7 protein-coding genes are annotated in these 16,556 nt (G+C 34.6%); 4 read left to right on the forward strand and 3 right to left on the reverse strand.

The genetic code is table 11. The features are described from left to right. Positions 1-119 precede the first annotated feature (119 nt). The 4 genes from EV145_RS01605 (at position 120) to EV145_RS01620 (ending at position 10,753) form a co-directional block, all read left to right on the forward strand. Positions 120-2,072 carry a PKD domain-containing protein gene (locus EV145_RS01605; protein ID WP_133523490.1) on the forward strand — a complete coding sequence of 651 codons (1,953 nt, stop codon included), beginning with the start codon at positions 120-122 and terminating at the stop codon, positions 2,070-2,072. A 147-nt stretch (positions 2,073-2,219) separates the two neighbouring features. Next, entirely contained in the window at positions 2,220-4,868 is a 2,649-nt protein-coding gene (locus EV145_RS01610; protein ID WP_133523491.1) for a CHAT domain-containing protein, read from the forward strand. Then, a complete protein-coding gene (locus EV145_RS01615; RefSeq protein WP_133523492.1) occupies positions 4,820-5,257 on the forward strand; it encodes a retropepsin-like aspartic protease in 438 nt (145 codons plus the stop codon). The genes EV145_RS01610 and EV145_RS01615 overlap by 49 nt, the downstream gene beginning before the upstream one ends. Before the next feature lie 108 nt (positions 5,258-5,365). Then, positions 5,366-10,753 carry a T9SS type A sorting domain-containing protein gene (locus tag EV145_RS01620; protein ID WP_133523493.1) on the forward strand — a complete coding sequence of 1,796 codons (5,388 nt, stop codon included), beginning with the start codon at positions 5,366-5,368 and terminating at the stop codon, positions 10,751-10,753. 58 nt (positions 10,754-10,811) lie between these two features. Here EV145_RS01620 and EV145_RS01625 read toward each other — a convergent pair whose 3' ends face one another. The 3 genes from EV145_RS01625 to EV145_RS01635 form a co-directional block, all read right to left on the reverse strand. After that, entirely contained in the window at positions 10,812-12,062 is a 1,251-nt protein-coding gene (locus tag EV145_RS01625; protein ID WP_133523494.1) for a TCR/Tet family MFS transporter, read from the reverse strand. Between the two features lie 110 nt (positions 12,063-12,172). Continuing rightward, positions 12,173-15,349 carry an efflux RND transporter permease subunit gene (locus tag EV145_RS01630; RefSeq protein ID WP_133523495.1) on the reverse strand — a complete coding sequence of 1,059 codons (3,177 nt, stop codon included), beginning with the start codon at positions 15,347-15,349 and terminating at the stop codon, positions 12,173-12,175. A gap of 131 nt (positions 15,350-15,480) precedes the next feature. Next, positions 15,481-16,548, reverse strand: coding sequence for an efflux RND transporter periplasmic adaptor subunit (locus EV145_RS01635; RefSeq protein ID WP_133523496.1), 1,068 nt, complete (start codon positions 16,546-16,548; stop codon positions 15,481-15,483). Positions 16,549-16,556 lie beyond the last annotated feature (8 nt).

Below are 16,556 nucleotides of genomic sequence, written 5' to 3' on the forward strand. Positions count from 1 at the left end.
TAGCTATGTGTAAATGATGTATCGTTTATTTTAATCTTTATTTAAAATAAAAAATCTATGTTTCTATGTGTTTAAATTTTACGAATTCTGATAATTTTAGAACCCAAAACTATCTAGTTATGAAACCACAACTGTCTATTTTCTTTATTCTCTTCTCTATTTTTTCAATAGGACAAACCAAAGTAAAAGACACTATAACTCGAAGAGCCAATATTAGTTTTATTCAAAACGGAAATGCCGTCACTTTTAAGCCCGAAACACCGCCATTGATTCCGATTGCGGGTGCGCCAAAACCTAGTTATTCGTATTTATGGGAACTCGGCGACGGCCATTACAGCAAAGAAGCGTCACCTAAACATGTTTATAAAAACAAAGGGACTTACACCACGCGCCTTGCCGTGACTAACAATTACGACAACGGAAAACCTCCCGCAACGCGTCCTAAAAAAGTGGCTGTAAATGATATTACTGACAACGACTACAAAGACATTGCATCGATTGCTGATCAAAATGGTTTTGCAATTATTAAAAACTGTGATCCTATTCCAGATCAGGAAATGATAGTTGTAGTAAGTTATCAAAATCTTGAAAATTATGTTTCAAGTGGAAAACTGTATTTGTTTTACAATGAGAAACAATTCAAGGATAATAACTTCGAATTAACTGATTTTAGAACCTATGCCAACGAACGTGAAGTAAAGGAAAATCTTGTTGCTTTTGCAGACGATCTTGACGATTCGAATAATTTTCTGGCTTCCGCCGAAGGAAATTTCAAGCCTAAAAAATACCGAAATACAACGACCGAAGAAGATCTCGATGCTTCGTTATCAGAAGCCAATAAAACCTATCATAATGTATCGGTTTTAGAATTTGATGATGCCAATCCAGGAGAAACTCGCAATGTTTTTTATACGTTCAAAACAACTCCAGAAATGATTAAAGATACCAGCGCTACAGTTACCATGCGCGGGATTTTTGTTCCGAATAGAAGTTATAAAAACCATAAAATTAAAAACCTGGAAATGGAAATTGTGACTTCGCACGATCCAAACAAAATGGGATCAAACGGAAGTTTTATGAATTACAGATTGGTGCGTTTTAAAAGAGTGAATTTTAAAACCCGTTTTCAAAACAACGGCGAAGGTCCGGCAAGAAAAATTCGTTTAGAAACAGATGTTCCTGATATGTTTGACAAAAAAACATTTCAGATTGAAAGCATGTATCCTGAATGCCCGATTTGTCCAAAAGGCCAAGAACCAACAGTAAGCTGTCTGGACACCATTATAAAACAGAAACAGATTATTTTTACTTTCAAAAATATTTATCTGCCGGGAAGTGAGCAAAAAAATGTTCAGGAAAAAGATTCTACAAAAGGCTTTGTAAAATATTCAATGAAGTTTGCCGAAGATTTTCATAAAGTAAAAACCAAAAGTCGAACTGCTATTATTTTTGATAAAAATGAACCTATAATTACCAATTACGCCACCACTCGATTTCTTCCCGGAATTTCAATTGGAGCAAAAGCGGGTTACAACTTTTATCCTGATCTTGATAAATCAACGAGTTATTTTTTAGGCGCGACAATTTCTCCTTTTAAATCGTATCGTTTTTACTGGCAAGCTGAATGGTTGAATGCTTTAAACCAATATAACAGCGAGGTCAAAATCGAAGAGGAATTTTTAACAAATGCAAATGGAGTTCGACAATTACAGCGCACGACAACTACAACCGAAAATAAAAATATCAATTGGGAAATACCGCTTTTGATTCGGTATAACATTAATAATTATATTGGCGTTGGTGCCGGAGTTCAGGTCAATGTGAATGTTTCTTCAGAACAAAATCAGAATATTCAAGTAGATCTTTATGAAGGCGACAAAGGAAATTTTTTAATTGATTCAAAAACGACTTCCAACACCATTAAAAACTCTTTTACCGATTTTAAAACAGGACTTTTGTTTGATTTAACGGCAGGTTTTGCGAGAATTGGTCCGAGTTTGGGTGCGCGTTATGTGATCAATTTTGAACAGAATTTTAATTATATTCAGCTTTATGGAATATGGAAGTTTTAGTTTTTTCACCATATAAGTGATGTAAGCTCATATTATAATGTGATAGATTAAACAAAATGTCATCCTGAGCGAAGTCGAAGGCTTTGTAACAAAAAAGGTCTTCGACTTCGCTCAGACTGACAATATAATAACTAACTATTTTTTAACATGAACTTAAATTGCTTATATAGTTTAATCTTCCTTTTCATAAATCTGACTGTTTTTGGACAGAATCAGGAAGACAGAATATATAATGCTGTTGATAGTTTCGTTGCTCATCCTTCCGCGAAAGCGATACAAAATTTAGAAAACACAGAAGCTGATTTTTGGAGAAATTCAAAACCAAAAACCAAAGATGAATTACTGGCCATTGTGGTTTTAAATTGCAATAAAGCGTATTATGAAAATCAATTTGGACAAACCGAAAAAGCCATTTCAAGTTATGAAAAAGCTTGGCAGATTTATCAGAAAAACAAACTTTCCAACTATGATATTATTGAATTTTGCCTGAAACCTTTAGCGAATTTATACACTATTTTAGGCGATTATGATAGTGCCGAAAACACTATAAAACAGTATTTTTTTATTGCGAATCTCGAAAAAAATGAAGCTCAAAAAGTTGCAGCTATTCTGAATTTATCAAATGTTTATCAGAGCTCTGGCAAAATTTCTTTGGCAATTGAATTACTGGAAAACACTTTAAAAACAGAAAAATTATCGAATTCTCAAAAAGGTATTTTATTGAATAATCTAGGAAATAATTACTTGCTAAGTTCTGGCGGAAATTTATTGATGCCCGGCACAATCCAGAAAGTCGAAAAAGCATTTGAATCTTCCATAAAATATCTTCAAAACGAAAAAGACCAATTAGAAACTTTATCTAATTCTTATCGAAATCTTGCGACGTTTAATCGTGAAGGACGTAATCACGAAATAGCAAATTTTTATTTAGAAAAAGCTGAAAAGTTATTCTTACAAACATCAAATCAGCAACCCAGAAAACTGGCTAAACTTTATTATGAAAAAGCATTGCTTCTTTTTGATGAAAAAAAGTATGAAGAAAGTTCGAAACAAGTTGCTGTGTTATTTAAAACTTTGATTCCGAATTATAATTCAAAAAATATTCTTCCAGATCAAAATCAATTGTACGCAGAAACTGTTTTATTGGATGCGCTCGATTTGCAAGGAGAAATTTTAAAGATAAATGAGCCCAAGAAGGCTCTTAAAGCTTTTGATCTTTCTTTTTATATTGAAGATTTGCTGATGAATAGTCTGATTTATGAAAATTCTAAAATCTTGATGCAATTACAATCTCGCAATCGCACTGAAAAATGCATTATGATTTATGATAAATTATTTGAAAAAGAAGGTAAAACTCAATATTTGGAAAAGGCATTTCAATTAGCTGAACAAACAAAAGCCGGAATTTTAAAAAGTTATCGTTCCACTATTAAAAATGCCTCTGCAGAAGAAAAACAGCTTTTGCAACAACTTCAAAACCTAAGTAATGCTATTATAAAAGAACAGCAAAAAGCTGGTTTGGCTGATATTCTGAAAATCAACCAGCTTATAAAAAAACAAAGCGAATTAGTCCTTTCTTTGAAAAAAATAAAATCTAAAAGCCCCGATTATATTCCTGAGAAATGTGACTTGAAATCATTATTCAAGAAATTAGAAAATGATAAAGCAATAATGGTGTATTATTTTATGGGGGCTAGAAAACTGTATTCTTTCGTATTACAGCATAATCGGGTTATGCTTGACGAAGTTCGCATTGGACACGGAAAAATAGTCGATATTCTCTTTTTCATAGATTATTTCAATAATTCAAGTACAATTACAAATGATATTGCCGGCTACAATCATTCGGGAAAAGCAGCTTACGATTTATTAAAATTACCTTCAAACTTAAACTATAAAAACCTCATCATCGTTCCAGACGGGATTTTGAATTTTCTTCCTTTTGAAGCTTTAATTACGCAAGAATCAAAGACGACAAATTTTGCCAAAATGCATTATTTATTGAATGACTTTAAGATTGCATATAATACTTCGGCAAATATTTATCTGAATGCAAAACCTGTTTCAAAATCTAAAAAAAGAGTTTTAGGAGTTTTCCCGGTTTTCGAAAAAACAGCTTTTGAATTGAGTTATTCTAAGAAAGAGTTGGAATCAATCAGAAGCAATTTTAAAGGAAAATATTTAGAAAATTCGGATGCCAGTTTTTCTAATTTCAAAAATAATGCGGCAAATTTTTCTATTTTGCATTTGAGTACGCACGCATCATCTGGCGATATTGAAACTCCGGCGAGTATTAAATTTTACGATCAGGAAATTTTGTATTCTGAATTGTATAATCTGCATATTAATCCAGATTTAGTTGTTTTAAGCGCCTGCGAAACCGGAATCGGAAAATTGTATAAAGCCGAAGGCGCAATGAGTGTTGCCAGAGGTTTTCAGTTTGCCGGAGCACAGAATTTATTGTTTTCTTTGTGGAAAGTGAATGATTTTACGACTTCGGTTTTCATGTCTGATTTTTATAAAAACATTAAAAATAATGCCTCTTATTTTGAAGCAAATGCAAATGCAAAGCTCGATTACTTGAATGACAAATCGATTCCGAATGCCAAGAAATCGCCTTATTACTGGAGTTCATTTGTGTATTATGGGTCGATTTCAAAAGAAGAACAATCTGGAAATTATATCTATTATGTAATTAGTTTATTGGCTTTAATTGGCTTATTTTTGATAATCAATCGGTACCAAAAATGGAAAATCTTCACGAAGTTCTCAAAAAAGAGAACTATAAAAAAATAAAATTCAAAGTTACCAAAACACAGCATCTTGCTATAAAAGCTAAAATAAACGGCGTTGCTGGAAATTTCATTTTAGATACGGGAGCCTCAAATTCCTGTGTTGGTTTTGAAAGCATAGAGCGATTTGAATTGGCCGCAAAAAAATCAAAAACAAAAGCTTCTGGCGCTGGTGGCACCGGAATGAAAACGCAGATTTCATCGGAAAATAAACTGCAGTTAGGAAGCTGGAAAAACAAAAATTTCAGTATTGTTATTTTTGATTTATCGCACGTAAATGAAGCTTTGGAATCCCACAGAGCAAAACCTGTTCACGGAATTATTGGTGCCGATGTTTTATTAGAAGGGAAAGCTATTATCGATTATTATAATCATTATTTGTATTTAAAATAAAAGTTTTGTTATAGGCTAAAATTATTATTAACTCTTTTACGGGAAACCGCAATTTTAACAATATTTATTCTACTATATTTGTTAGGCTATTTTAACAAATCTATTAGTATGAAAAAAACTCTACTTTGTTTTCTTTTATTATTATCCAACCTATTTTATGCACAAGTTACCAATATAACTATCTGCGAGGGAATACCTTTTGATCTGACTTCTCTTAACGCCGACTTTATTGGCAATTTAAATCCCGCTGAAACTACTGTAAGCTACTTTTTAAATGAGAATGACGCATTAAATAATACAAATGTAATTGCAAATCCAACAGCTTATAGTGGCACTGTTGGCACTTCAAAAATTTATGGCAGAATTGATAATAATGGTATCATTTCGTCCAATTATTTTAATCTGACTACGTTTCAGTCGATTACTGTTAGTGCATCACATAAACCAATATTATGCAAAGGTGAAACTACAGCTTTGAGTCTTAGTTCTTCTGGAGGAAATGCGCCTTATCTCTATTCTGTAAATGGAAGTGCTTTTACAACAAATGATTATTACAACAATTTACCTGCTGGAACATATTCTATAGAAGTAAAAAGTCAAAATGTTATTTGTCAAAATGCTAAACTTACTTATGTTGTTCCTGAACCTACAGCTATAGTGGCAACTCATTCAATTGTGAACCAAAACGTAATAATTGTTACAGCTACTGGAGGAACACCGCCTTATCAATACTCATTTGATGGAATAAATTATCAATCTAGTAATACTTTTACAAATGTAACTCCCGGAAATTATAATGTAAGAGTACGCGATGGTGAAGGATGTGGCACAACAATAAATGCAACTGTCGCTCCTTTTTTACTTGTAACTGCGTTTGTTAGCAAAGAACTAGATTGTTCAGGCAATGGCAATAATGGAATAATAACGGCAAATGCTATAGGTGGCCAAGCACCTTATACGTATTCAATTGACAATGGATTTAACTATCAAACACTCAATGTTTTCAATAATTTAAGTGCGGGTACCTACTCTATAAAGGTAAAGGATGCCTTAAATTCAGTTTCAAACCCAACAACACTGACTATCGCACCGCTCGTTAATGTAACTGGTGTTGCACTTGTTACTAATGCTACAGGCTGCAGCAATGCATCAATTCTTGTTCATGCAACTTCTGGTCAGGCGCCGTACTTCTATTCTATGGATAATGGTCAAACTTTTACTACTAGCAATATTTTTTACAATTTGACGCCGGGCAATTACAATTTTCTAATTAAAGATAGTAAAGGATGTGTTTCACCTCCGTTATTTAATACAGTACAGCCTCCATTGCCTCCATTAACGGCAACTGCGGCAAACACACCGATATCATGCTGGGGCGAAAAGACAACTTTGACAATTGCGGTTGCAGGAGGACAAGCACCTTATCAATATTCAATAAATAATGATTCATATACAAGTGGCAATGTTTTTACCAATCTTAAAGCAGGGAATTATATAATTAAAGTAATCGATGCTACAGGCTGTACAGGTACGCTTCCGTATACAATCACGGAACCATCAGCTGTAAATGCAGAAATGGTAATTGACGGAAATACAATATCAATTCTCGACGTGACGGGAGGAACCGGATCTTATCAATATGCTATTGACAATGGCAGTTTTCAAGCCAATAATATTTTTACAAATGTTAATGTGGGATTACACAATGTAAGAGTAAAAGATTCTAATAATTGTGAACCTGGAAGTTTTTCGGCTGAGATAGCGAGTCCTATTACGGCGGCTATTACAATTACAAAACCATTAGAATGTACAAGCAATGCTGAAATTACTGTTACTGCAACCGGCGGATTTACTCCTTACGTTTATTCTATAAATGGCGGAACAACATTTCAGGCTAGCAATATTTTTACTAATCTAGTTGCTGGAACTTATACCGTTACAGTAAAAGATAACGACGATAAATTATATACAGAATCGATAACGGTAAGTGCGTTAATACCTATTTATGCCGACTTTTTAATCGACAAGCAAACTTTGACTATTAATGGACAAGCTGGAACTGCGCCTTACCAATATTCTGTAGATGGAAGTGCTTTTCAGACCAATAATATTTTTACAAATTTGAGCCCTGGTAATCACCAAGTTTATATAAAAGATTCAAAAGGCTGTCAATCTTTCAGGTTTGTAGTTACTATTGAAAATGTAAATCAATTAATAGCTTCAGCGGTACTTACTAAAGAAGCAGACTGCACGAGCAATGCTGTAATAGCTGTCAATGCTTCTGGAGGAACTGCTCCGTATTCTTATTCGATAAATGGAGGAACTATATTTCAAGCTACTAATGTTTTTAGTAATGTAGCTGCAGGAACTTATTCGATTGTTGTCAAAGATGCCAATAACGATTTAGCTACTTCAAATAATATTACGGTTTCGCCTTTAAGCTTTCCTACAATTTCTTTATCAATAACAAATGTAAGCTGTTATCAGGCCAACGACGGAATGATAAACGTACAAGCGCAAGGCGGAAAAGCACCTTATATATATTCAATTGGAGGCAATTACACTGCATCGAATGTTTTTACGAATTTAGTGGCAGGTAATTATGATGTGACAGTAAAAGATGCAAACGGATGTATAAGTTCCAATTATATTTCAATACAACAGCCAAATGCTATAACCTTAACAGCAAGTGCAGCAAACTCAACTACTATCAATGATAATAATGGGAAAATAACGGTTACTGCAACTGGTGGAGTTTCTCCTTATACCTACGCTTTGACAAATTCTAACGGAATACCAATTACCATTTTTCAATCCTCAAATATTTTTGACGGCTTACAAGCGAGATTGTATGGTGTTCAAGTGAAAGATGCAAATGGATGTATTGCCTCAAAAACTGATATTTCGATTATTAATAAAATCAATAATCTTTCAGCAACTTTTGCTATCACGCAAATAACATGTAACAATCCTTTTGCAACATTAACTGTTACAGCTTTTGGAGGGACTGTGCCTTATCAATATTCTGCAGATAACGGAATTACTTATTCCGTTTCGAATGTATTCAAATTAACAGCAGGGTCTTATACGATGAAAGTACGTGATGCCGATAACAACACAACAGTCTTGACAGCCACAATAGAGGATCAAATAGCTCCTTCATTTTACTATAATACCTATAAAGGAGTTTGCTCTACATCTGATCTGGACCGCGGTGGCATAACCATTGCAGCATCAGGAGGACAAGCACCTTATACCTATTCATTTAATGGCGGTCCTTTTGTAGTACATGATGATTTGTATGAAAAGTTAGAGCCGGGAACCTATACTTTTTCAATCAAAGATGCGAATGGATGTACTTCAGCAACACAGAATTTTACAATTGAAGAACCAGATCCAATTATCTCAAAAGTAATTGTCGAAAACCAAACTATAACTGTAAAAGCACTTGGTCAAGGCCGTTCGTATGAATATTCTTTGGATGGTATCACCTTTCAGTCAAATAATGTTTTTTCCTATTTAAAAAAAGGTACTTATACCGTGTACATCAGAGACTATAAAGGCTGTACAGCAACACATTCTGATATAATCATTTATGAACCAACTTCGCTTACTGCAAATTTTGAAATAACGCCTTTAACCTGCGATAGCACGACAGGAAAACTAAATATCATTGCACTTGGAGGAATTGCCCCGTATCAATACTCTATTGATAACGGAAACACCTATACTTCTTCAAATCTATTTACTAGTTTATTTCCTGGAAGTTATGCGATAATTGTTAAAGACGCTCAGAATACTACAGCATCGGCTACTGCTGTTATAAAACCTATTGACCTTTTAGCAGTCACAGCAGTTGTTACTAAAGGTATCGATTGCTTAAGCAATGCTTCAATTACTGTTACTGCTATAGGAGGAAATGCACCTTACACCTACTCAATAGGAAATGGATATACTACATCAAATATTTTTACTAATCTAACGTCTCAAACCTATACTGTCAGCGCAAAAGATGCTTTTGGATGTATTGCTACCACTAGCGCTACGATATCGCAGCCAACAATTTTGTCTTTGAATAATGTTGCTTCAAATACTACAACTGTTAATAATAACGACGGAAACATAACAATTACTGCAGCGGGAGGAACAGCTCCTTATTTCTATTCACTGAAATATGAAAATGGTTCAAAAATAGTTGGCCCTCAAAGTTCTTCTGTTTTTGAAGGTTTAGCTGTTGGAAAATATACTATAGAAGTAACTGATGCAAAGGGATGTGTTGCAAGTAAATCTGGAATAACGATTACTTCATCCACTCTTTTCGGCACTCTTATGACAACACCTGCTACTTGCACAACTTTAGGAAGTATAACCATAAATGCAGCAGGCGGTAAATACCCTCATCAATATTCTTTTAATAATGGAATTACTTACGGCTCGTCTAATATAGCTTCAAATTTACAACCAGGAACTTACACCATAAAAGTCAAAGATGCCGGAGGTGACATCCTTACGCTTTCTACTGCTCTAACTGCTGTAAATCCGGTGGTAGCAACTGCCGCTATTACTTCTCCAATACACTGTAATGGAAGCCATGATGCTGTGATCCAAATAACTGCTACCGGAGGAAAAGCTCCGTACTTTTATTCAATTAATGGAAGCGCTTATCAATCCGGAAATACTTTTTCTAATTTGTATGCTGGCAGTCATATTATAACCGTAAAAGACAGTAACGAATGTTCTACTATTATCGCACTTACAATCGCTGAGCCTACAGTATTAGTATCCAGCATTGCGGTCGTAAATCAAACGGTTACTGTAAATTCTAGTGGTGGAAGTGGCGCTTACAAATATGCAATATCTCCCAATTTGAATCAGTTTTCAACAAACAATACATTCTCTAATTTAACACCTGGAACTTACAGTGTTATAACTTCTGATTCAAATGGATGTTTTGTAATAAGCGATGTTCTTGTTGATCCAATTGCTCCTACAATAAATGGACAAAGTAAGTTGACAGTAGAATTTAAAGCGGGACAAACTTTAGCAGATTTAACCATCGATGGACAAGACATTAAATGGTATAGTACACCGAATCCTTCAGGAAAAACAAGCAAATCAACCGCTGAAACTCCTCTGCCATTAACAACAGTTTTAGTCGATGGGACTACGTATTATGCTTCGCAAACTATTAACGGAATTGAAAGCAAGGAACGTCTTGCTGTAACGGCTAAAGTAAATGGTTCTCTTGCAACTCCCGATTTTAATTTGACTGCTTTCCAGTTTTATCCAAATCCTGTGCAGGATATATTAACGATTAAAAACAATTTGGTAATTGATAATGTTGAAATTATTGATGTATCTGGAAAATCTGTTGTCATCAAGAAAATAAATGATCTTTATTCTGAAATTGATTTATCAAACCTTTCTAGCGGTGTTTATCTATTGAAAGTAACGTCTGAAGGCAGAGAAAAAACAATAAAATTCATTAAGAAATAATCCTTTTCAAAAACTATAAAAAAAGCCTTCATTTTAGATAATGAAGGCTTTTCAATTTTTATTCAATTTCTTGCTGATTGATTTCTACTTTTGGAACCGAATGTTTTTTCAATGAGAAATAAGCAACAACGGTACTCAATAGCATTAAAAAACCGCCTAAAATAAATGGTGCTCCGGCAAATTTAAATGGCGCATCGCTATGGGTAAAAAAGTAAAATGTGTTGGCCATCATTGGCGGACCAATGATTGAAGATGCACTCATTAAACTTGTCAAAGTTCCTTGAATTTCTCCTTGCTCACTTGGCGATACTTTGCTGGCAACTACAGACTGAAGAGCAGGTCCGGCAATTCCGCCGAGACAATATGGAATCAAAAACACAAACATCATCCAGCTTTCTGTTGCAAAAGCAAACAATAACATTCCGATGGTGTATAATCCTAAACCAATATAAATACTTTTTTCGTTTCCTATTTTCGGATTAATAAAACGAACTAGTCCGCCTTGAACAATCCCCACTAAGAGGCCAATTATTCCTAAAGAAATTCCGATCATTTTTTCATCCCATTTGAATTGATAAATGGTGAAGAAACTCCAATTACTCTGAACTGCATGCGAACCCACATACAAAAGAAATATCGCTGAAATAAGTCCAATTAATTCTGGATGCTTTTTTAAACCTAAGATTGCTCCAACTGGATTAGCGCGTTTCCAGTCAAAAGATCGGCGGTTTTCTTTTTTAAGCGATTCAGGCAAAATGAAAAATCCATATAGGAAATTCACCATACACAAAACTGCTGCAGCATAAAACGGAACTCGAGATCCGTATTGGCCTAACAAACCACCAATAACTGGTCCGATAATAAATCCTAAACCAAAAGCCGCTCCAACCAAACCAAAGTTTTTTGCTCTATTTTCGGCTGTACTTACATCAGCAATATAGGCAGAAGCTGTTGTGATACTTGCTCCTGTTACCCCGGCAATAATTCTTCCAATAAAAAGCCAAAGAATTGTTGGTGAAAAAGCAAGCAGAAGATAATCTAATGAAAATCCGAAAAGAGAAATCAAGATAATGGGCCTTCTTCCGAATTTATCACTCAAATTCCCAATAACTGGTGCAAACACAAACTGAGTTATTGCATATGCAAAAGTCAGCCAGCCGCCAATTTTTGCAGCTTCACTTATGTCACCGTGAATTAGTTCTTCAATTAATTTCGGAATTACAGGAATAATAATTCCCCATCCGGTAATGTCAATTAACATGGTTATGAAAATAAAACCAATCGCCGCAGATTTATCTTTTTGTAGCATCGTTATTTTAGTAAGTTGATGCAAATAAACATATTTTTAAATTAACAATAAAAAAATCCCAAATTCCTTAAAATTGGAATTTGGGATTTACAAATCAAAAATTAAATCTATTAATGCGTATGTTTCGGATTAAAACCGTCTTCGCTTAATTCGGTGTGCTCATAATCGGCAACCATTTCAGCTTCGTAATCGATTTTTTCTCCTTTAGAGAATTTATGAATTAATTTCTCCATGATATTATAAATTACAGGAACCACAATCAAGGTTAAGAATAATGAAGAAATTAATCCCCCAATAATTACCCAAGCCAAACCGTTTTTCCACTCCGCTCCTGCTCCAGATGCTAATGCAATTGGGAACATACCAAATACCATCGCAATTGTTGTCATCAAGATCGGACGTAAACGAGCGTGATTCGCTTGAATTAACGCCGTTCTAATTGATTCTCCTGCTGCTCTTCTTTGGTTGGTATAATCGACAAGCATAATCGCATTCTTACACACCAGACCAATCAACATAATGATACCTAAAATGGTAAAGATGTTTAACGAGTTGTTTGTCAATGCCAGTGCTAACATCGCTCCAATAAACGAAAGTGGAATCGCAAATAATACTACGAATGGATGCGCAAAACTGTCATACAAACTCACCATTACAAGGTAAACCAAAATAATAGCGGCCAATAAGGCAATTCCTAAAGTACCAAATCCCTCAGATTGATTCTCTTGGTCACCACCCCAAATGTAGTTTACTCCAGCTGGTTTTTTCAGTTTATCTAATTTCACTTGCCATTGCTGTACAATTGTTCCAGATGGCACCCCAACGTTTTGTCCTTTTACAGTTACCGACGCCGATTTATCTCTACGCTCTAACTGGCTAGGTCCAGAACCTTCAGTAATATCTGCAAATTGAGACAGTTTAATTTGCTGACCTGCATTGTTGATGAAAATCAAATTACTTACGTCCGTAATACTTTTTCTGTCAAATGCATTGTATCTAATGTTGATATCGTACTCATATTCTCCAGCTCTGTATTTACCGTCTGTATTTCCACTAAATGCAGTTTGCATTGTTAAACCAACCGTTTGAAGCGTTAAGCCTAAAGCAGCCATTTTATCACGATCTACTTTTACGTTAATTTCAGGATTTCCATCTTCAACTGTTAATTTAATCTCTGTTGTTCCAGGAATTGTGCGTAATTCTGCTTCGGCCTGTTTAGCAAAAGCCATAGCAGCTTCTGTAGATGGACCTGTTACGATTAATCCTAAAGTTGCATCTTCAGCAGTACCCAAGATACCAACCGGAACAGTTTTTACTTTTGCTCCAACTAATACTTTTTCAAGTTTACGTTTAATTTTTGCTGCATAAACATTCGCATCATCTGTACGGTCTTTTTGCTCGATCATTTTTACATCAATCTCTGCTTTGTAAGCTGTAGCTTGAGATGCTCCAAAACCTTCAGAAGTTTGTCCTACAGTTGTAATTTGACTGTGAACATATTCCTGAGCTTTTAAATAAGCTTCGGCTTTTTGCGTCATGAAGTTGGTTTGTTCTAACGAAGCATCTTTTGGCATTTCAATTTGTACTAAGAACTCTCCACTATCAGAAGAAGCAAAAAATTCTCCTCCAATGAAACCTCCGCCCATTAATCCGATTGTTGAACCAAAGAACAACACCAAAACAACTAAAATAGTTTTAATATAATGATCTAAACACCAAGTCAATAAATGAGAAACCCAGTCAGTGAAACGTGTTAAATAGCTTTCAAAACCAAGAATGATTCTTCCAAATAAATTCTTTCCTTCAATATGCTCTAATTTCCCGAAACGAGATGACAACCAAGGAATAATTGTAAATGAAGCTAAAAGTGAAAGTAGAGTCGAAATAATTACCGTAACACAAAATTGTGTAATAATATTAGATACTAAACCAGAACTCATTGCGATTGGCAAGAATACCACAACAATTACTAATGTAATAGAAGTTACAGTTCCACCAATTTCAGCTGTTCCATCATAAGAGGCACGAATTCGGCTTTTACCCATTTCCATGTGCCTGTAAATATTCTCCAGTACCACAATCGCGTCATCCACAAGAATACCAACAACAAGAGATAAACCAAGTAAACTCATTAAGTTCAAAGTATATCCCATCAAATAAATTCCGATGAAAGTTGCAATTAACGATGCAGGAATCGAAACCATTACAATTAATGAGTTTCTAATACTGTGCAAGAAAAACAACATTACAAATGCTACCAGAATTACCGCAATCAATAAATCATGAACAACAGAATCGGCCGCTTCAAGAGTAAAGATTGTACTGTCTTTTGCAACTTCTAGTTTTAAGTCATTTACTTTATAATCTTTTTCCAGAATTGCAATTGTTTTTAATAAATGCTCACTTACGGCAACCGCATTTGCATCAGATTGTTTTACGATTTGCAAAACGATAGCACTTTTTTGATCTACACGAGAGATTTTTTCAGCAATTTTTTGAGTATCCTGAACATCGGCAATATCACTTAAACGAATTTGAATTCCGTTTTGAGAAGAAACCACTAAGTTTCTTAATTCTTCAACACTTTTATATTTACCCGCTAAACGAATTAATATTTTCTGGTTACGAGTTTGGATGTTTCCAGTTGGGAAATCCAAGTTCGAAGTCAAAATATTTTGCTGTACCTGAGGAATAGAAAGTCCGTAACCTTGCATTTTAATCGCATCAAGATTTACCTGAATTTCACGCTCAGAACCCCCAATAATGTTTACCTGCGCCACACCTTGTACACGAGATAAAATTGGAGCTACTTTTTTATCAATTAAGTCGTAAAAAGCAGCTTCGTCCATTTTTCCATTGGCACCAAGTGTCATAATTGGCAAATCACTCAACGAGAATTTCGTTAATGCCGGTGTTTTTACATCATCTGGCAAATCACTAATGATGGCGTTAATTTTTCGCTGTGCATCGTTCAAAGAAAAATCGACTTTTGCATTTGATGTCAGGGTGATCGAAACGATCGACAAACTTTCATACGACTTTGAGTCAATCTTTTTTACGTTCTCTAAAGATGCAATCGCATCCTCTATTTTTTTGGTTACGGTATTTTCTACCTCACTTGGAGACGCTCCAGGATAAACAGTAGAAATGGTAATAACGTTTTGTTCAAATTTTGGGATCAGCTCGTAGCCCAATTGGCTGTAGCTGAACAATCCACCAAGAGTCAGAATTGTAAACAATACAATTACCAGCGACGGACGTTTTATGGATATTTCGGCTAATTTCATATTTTTTTATGCTATAGGCTTTAGGCTTTAGGCTTTAAGCTAAGGTTTAATTTAATATTTTGTTTAGGCTGTAGACTTTAGGCTTTAGGCTTTTTAAAAAAGCTTACTGCTTATTGCCTATAGCTTAAAGCTTATTTAATAATTTCTACTGTATTACCGTCTTGCAAGTTAATTTGACCTGTAGTAATAACCTTTTCTCCGTCAGATAATCCGCTGATGATTTCTACTTGATCTCCTAAAATTCTTCCAGCCACTACTTTTTTCAATTTAGCTACTCCGTTTTCAGCTACAAAAATTTCGTTACTGCTTACACTTCCAACAAATGCATTTCTAGGAACAACTGTCAAGCTTTGTTTTTGCTGTTTAGAGGCAAAATTCGCTGTTCCGTACATACCTGCTTTTAAGTCGTTGTTTGAATTATTTGTAATTTCAATTTCAACTGGGAAGTTCAAACTTGCATCTGCTTTTGCAGCGATAAAAGTAATTTTTCCTGGGAAAGTCTTATCAGGATAAACACTTGCTGTTACGTTGATATTATCATGTAATTTCAAGCTTGCAACCTGATTTTCATTTACTGTAACTGTCAATTTTAATTTTGCAGTATTTACAATATCAAATAAAGCAGTTGCAGGCATTCCTGTTAAGATAGAACCTGGTTCGATATATTTTTTATTGATAAATCCGTTGATTGGTGCTTTAACCTTTGTATCACCAACATTAATATTTGCCTGAGTTAAGTTTGATTGAGCATTTGTCAAAGCAAGTTTTGCCTGATCTAATTGCTGTTTTGTAACACCGCCCGTTTTAAAAGCATTTTCATATCTAGCATAATCAGATTTTGCATTATTATAGACTGCCTGAGCTTGTTGAGCATTTACATTAATGATATCACCTCTCATTGTCAATAAAGTCTGGCCTACTCTTACGTAATCTCCTTCTTTAGCTAAAACACTAATTACTTTTCCAGATTTTTCAGCAGAGAAAGTCAATTCCTGAGTTGGAGCAAAGTTTCCGTTAGCAACGAAATCTAATGAAACTACTTCTGTTTTTACAGGAGTAACCTTAACTGAAACTGCAGCATTCTTCTCAGCTACGATATCTGTTTTAGCCTTATTTTCTTTCTTATTGTTATTTAAAACATATCCAATCACACCCAAAGCTGCGATTATGATTACGATTGTTATAATAGTTTTCTTCATTGTAATTA

The organism is Flavobacterium sp. 245, from assembly GCF_004362055.1.
Taxonomy (GTDB): Bacteria; Bacteroidota; Bacteroidia; order Flavobacteriales; family Flavobacteriaceae; genus Flavobacterium.

What these genes read in the sequence shown, in the direction of transcription:
- EV145_RS01630 (WP_133523495.1), bottom strand. Translation starts at nt 15,349, where the DNA reads ATGAAATTAGCCGAAATATCCATAAAACGTCCGTCGCTGGTAATTGTA.
- EV145_RS01615 (WP_133523492.1), top strand. Translation starts at nt 4,820, where the DNA reads ATGGAAAATCTTCACGAAGTTCTCAAAAAAGAGAACTATAAAAAAATA.
- EV145_RS01635 (WP_133523496.1), bottom strand. Translation starts at nt 16,548, where the DNA reads ATGAAGAAAACTATTATAACAATCGTAATCATAATCGCAGCTTTGGGT.
- EV145_RS01620 (WP_133523493.1), top strand. Translation starts at nt 5,366, where the DNA reads ATGAAAAAAACTCTACTTTGTTTTCTTTTATTATTATCCAACCTATTT.
- EV145_RS01625 (WP_133523494.1), bottom strand. Translation starts at nt 12,062, where the DNA reads ATGCTACAAAAAGATAAATCTGCGGCGATTGGTTTTATTTTCATAACC.
- EV145_RS01610 (WP_133523491.1), top strand. Translation starts at nt 2,220, where the DNA reads ATGAACTTAAATTGCTTATATAGTTTAATCTTCCTTTTCATAAATCTG.
- EV145_RS01605 (WP_133523490.1), top strand. Translation starts at nt 120, where the DNA reads ATGAAACCACAACTGTCTATTTTCTTTATTCTCTTCTCTATTTTTTCA.